The sequence below is a fragment of the Streptomyces hainanensis genome (assembly GCF_004348415.1).
Classification (GTDB): Bacteria; Actinomycetota; Actinomycetes; order Streptomycetales; family Streptomycetaceae; genus Streptomyces; species Streptomyces hainanensis.
This window is the reverse complement of record NZ_SMKI01000584.1, coordinates 1-4,170: the sequence shown is the minus strand read 5'-3', so window position 1 is coordinate 4,170 and position 4,170 is coordinate 1. Positions and strand designations below refer to the sequence as shown.

Annotated in this window: 2 protein-coding genes and 1 pseudogene; all 3 read right to left on the bottom strand. The window is 75.1% G+C overall.

What is annotated here, in order from left to right; genetic code table 11:
* Window positions 1-160: 160 nt before the first annotated feature.
* A complete protein-coding gene (locus E1283_RS32960; protein ID WP_132821835.1) occupies window positions 161-1,510 on the bottom strand; it encodes a flavin monoamine oxidase family protein in 1,350 nt (449 codons plus the stop codon).
* 44 nt (window positions 1,511-1,554) lie between these two features.
* Window positions 1,555-3,381: a glycoside hydrolase family 99 protein gene (locus tag E1283_RS32955; RefSeq protein WP_207930628.1), complete on the bottom strand. Its 1,827-nt coding sequence runs from the start codon at window positions 3,379-3,381 to the stop codon at window positions 1,555-1,557.
* Window positions 3,382-3,398: 17 nt separating this feature from the next.
* Window positions 3,399-4,170: pseudogene (locus tag E1283_RS32950) on the bottom strand (ThuA domain-containing protein); the annotation flags it as partial.

Genomic DNA, 4,170 nt, shown 5'->3' with positions numbered 1-4,170 from the left:
GCCCCGATCCCCGGCGCCCGCGCCGCCGCCTCCTCCGCCACGACGCCCTCGCTCGTCACCATGTCCGTTCCCCTCAGCCGCCTGCCGCTCACTCACCGCGAACCTACAGGCAGGCGGACTCCGTTCGACAACGGGGGCGACGCGCCCCGGGGCGTGCCCGCTACAGCGCGGCCCGCACCTCGACCGCGGCCCGCTCGCCGGACCGCACCGCGCCGTCCATGAAGCCGCCCCAGCGGTCGGCGGTCTCCGAACCGGCCCAGTGCAGCGGTCCCACCGGGCTCGCCAGCCAGGGGCCGTAGCGCGTCCAGGCCCCCGGCGGCACCGCCGCGGTCGGCCCGCCGCCGCTGAACGGCTCCGCGCCCCAGCAGTGGTCGGTGTAGCCGACGGGCCGGCCGGCCTCGGGGCCGAACAGGGCACGGAGGGCACCGAGCGCCGCCCGCCGGCGCTCCGCCGCCGGCAGCCCGAAGAACGCCCGGGCGTGGTCGCCGCCGACGAAGCCGAGCAGGATGCCGGGTCCCAGCGGATCGCGGCCGACGTCGAAGGTGGACGACACCGGGCCGGTGTCCGCGAGGGTCTGCCCGGAGAGGCCGCGGGCGCGCCAGAACGGCCGCTCGTAGACCGCGTACACCTTGCCGAGCACGCCCTGCGGCCAGCGCTGCGCCAGCTGTTCGTGGCGGGGCGGCAGCGTGGGGGCGAAGACGATGGTCCGGCGCAGCGCCGGCGGCACGGCCACCACCACCCGGCGGCCGCCGAGGTCGCCGCGCGGCGTGTGGACGGTGACGCCCTCGCCGCGGCGCCAGGTGACGCGCAGCGCGGGGGCGTTCAACAGCACCCGGTCGCCGAGCTCCTCGGCCAGCCGTTCCGCCAACGTGTGGGCGCCGGGGGCGAAGTGCTCCCGCTGGGCGCCGCCCACGGTGTCCAGCATGGGGGAGAAGCCGCCGCAGCCGCGCACGTGGTGCAGGGCGTGCAGCAGCGAGAGTTCGCCCGGTTCGCAGCCCCAACTCGCCCTGGCCACCACGGCCATCAGCTCGCGGGTGGTGCGGCCGGCGCCGATGGAGCGCAGCCAGGACTCCAGGGTGCCGGCGTCGAGCCGGTGGGCGCGTGGGGCCAGCCACGGCCTGCCGGGCGGGACGCGGTGGGCCAGCCACTCGAACTGCCGCATGGTGCGGTCGAGATCGAGCAGCGCGAGCGGCGCGAGCCGGGGGATCAGCCCCGGGTAGGAGCGCAGCCGGCCCCGCCAGCGGAGCAGCTGGCGGCCGGTGTGGTGGGTGGGGACGGTCGTGACGCCGAGCTCCCTGGCCAGCCGCCGTACCCGGTCCTGTCCCGGGCCGACGAACGTGCCGCCCAACTGGACGGTCACCTCGCCGATTCGACGGCTCCTGGTGCGCCCGCCGACCCGGTCGCCGGCCTCGGCCACCAGCACGTCGTGCCCGGCGGCCACCAGCTCCCGCGCCGCCACGAGCCCGGCGAGCCCGGCCCCGACCACCACCACATCCGCCCGTAATGTCATGCGCAGATCATTGCCTGGGGTGGTGGTCGATGGCCAGCGGGCGGTCAGCCGGTGCTGATGGTGAGGTTGTCGACGAACGCCTCGAAGCCGCCGGCCGCGCCGTTCCGGTCGTAGCCGATCAGCACGGTGTCGATGGTCCGGCCGGCGAGCGCCGGACCGAACAGGCTCTGGACGGTCGACCAGGAGCCGACCGTGCCCTTCGCCGCGCCGGGGTGCATGTCGACGCCGGTGGTGGTGGTCGCCGCCGAGTCGCGCAGCGTCGTGCCGTCGGTCATCACCAGGTCCACCGAGACGTGCCGGCCGTTCTCGTTCCTCGGCAGGAAGTCGTAGGAGAGCCGGGTCGCCGAGGTGACCGGGATGGTGACGTCGAACGCCTGGAAGTAGGCGTGGCTGTGCCCGGTGGCCGGAGCCGAGCCCTGGATCCGCAGCGCGGACTGGCCGGTCCGCCGGTCGGCGCCGGTGACCGTGCCCATGGTCGGGGCGCCGCCGCCCGTCCCCGTGACGTTGGCGCTGCCGCCGGGGCCGATGGTGTCGGTCCAGGTGGGCTGGGCGTCCTGGGGGAGTTCCGCCCCGGTCCGCAGGAAGACCGGCCCCTCGGACGCCGGCACCGGCACCGTTCGCACCAGTGGCGTGTCCCCGGTGATCATCCGGCTGGCCGCCGCGGACAGCCGGAGGTAGAAGTCGGGGGAGAGGTAGCGGCCGTCGGCGCCGAGCGTCTGGAAGTACTGGTTCGTCGGGGCCATCGACGAGTCGCTGGCGGCCGGCGCGATGGCGGTGGCCTCGTCGTACTCGTCGAACATGGCGATGAACGCCTGGGGGATCCCGGCCTCGCGCACCGCGACCGCCTGCGACCACATGAAGTCCCCGTTGGCGCGCGGGATCTGGTTGCGGGTGCCGCCGTTCCAGTTGGACCAGGCGAAGCCCGGGTAGATCACCGGCTGGTAGGCCTGGCCCCGGCCGTCCAGCTCGGCACGGTCGGCCCGGAACCGCGGCAGCAGGTCGCCGACGTTGCCGACCAGCCACGGCGAGAGCATGTCCACTGCCCGGTAGACCGGTTCGAACCCCGGCTTGGTGTTGGACGCGCCGGTGCGCCAGCCGCCCGGCACGGCACCGATCACGTAGGCGCCCTGGTCCTGGAACCACTCGACGATCCGCAGCGACACCTCGGCGGTGCCCGGGCGGTCGTGGAAGCCGAACCCGAAGATCCCGACGACCGGCCGCCCGTCCTCGTGGGCGTAGGACGGCGAGGAGGTCAGGTCCAGCGTTCCGGTGATCGTTCCGGCCCAGTCGTCCCTCAGCGTCCGCTCGACGTTGGCGTCGGTGAGACCGCTGATGTCGTACTCGACGTAGAAGCCGCGGTCGGCGCGTTCCGCCGCGTCGCGGACCCGGTCGGTGATGGTGTCCCGGTTCTGCCTGGTCACCGGGTCGAGCAGGTCGGAGCCGAACCGTTGGAGGGCGGCGCCGTCGATGCCGTACTCGGCCATCCAGGAGAAGTGCTGGTCCACGACGGCGGTGGGGTAGGACGAGAACAGCCTGGCCGGCTGCCCGTTGCCCAGGGCGGCGTACCCCGTCGTGGCCAGTGTGGCCGCCGGGTACGCGGTCACGTCCGGGTACAGCTCGAAGGTCTGGTTGCCGGGGGCGGGCGTCGAGCCGTTGGCCCAGTGGCGCCAGGAGTTCCGCGGCGAGCCGTCGCCCGGGGTGTTGAACCAGCCCTGGTAGCCGGCGTACACCTGGTTGCTGACGGTGTGCGCGCCGGGCGCCGCGCTCGCCCGGGAGAGCGGCACGACCCCGGTCTGGAGCGCGGTCACGAGCAGCAGGGCCAGCCCGAGGACGGCCAGCGGGCGGGGCAGTCGGGGTCGGGACCGGATCACGGCGTCGCCCCCCGCCGGTCGGGGGCGGCGGCCGCCGTGGCGACGCCCGCGGCCCAGCGGAGCCCGCCGAGCAGGTGGGCGCGGAAGGCGGCCTCGGCGTACGAGGCGGCGGTGTGGCCGAGGCCGGTGTAGAACGCGCGGCCGCCGGCGTACTCGTGGTACCAGGCGATCGGGTGGTCGCCGTTCATGGTGCCGCCGCTGTAGCTCGACTCGTTCAGCGACAGCAGCACGTTGACCGCGGGCCGCGGGTTGGCGCGGAAGTTGTACCACTCGTCCGTGCGCCGCCAGGTGGCCCCGAGGTGGGCGGTGGCCGGGTGGCCGTGGTCCTCGACGGTGATGGTCGCCGGCTGGATGGCGGGGTGCGAGGCGAACCAGGCCCCGGCCAGGCCGCCGTACCAGGGCCAGCCGTACTCGGTGTCGGCCGCCGCGTGCACCCCGAGGTAGCCGCCGCCGCCCCCGATGTAGCCCTCGAACGCGGTCTGCTGGGCGGCGTTGAGCACGTCGCCCGTGGTGTGGAGGAAGACGACGGCCTCGTACCGGGCGAGGTTGCCGGCGTTGAAGGCCGCCGGGTCCTCGGTCGCGGTCACCGTGAAGTTGTTGCCGGCGCCGAGCTCGCGCAGCGCGGCGACGCCCTCGTCGATCGAGTCGTGGCGGAAGCCGGCGGTCCTGGAGAACACCAGGACGTCGTACGCCGGGTCGTTGGGGTCGGCGGCGGCGCGGGGCGCCCGCGCGGCGGTCAGCGCCCCGGCGCCGAGCAGGGCCGCGGAGGCCATCAGGGCCCGGCGCGAC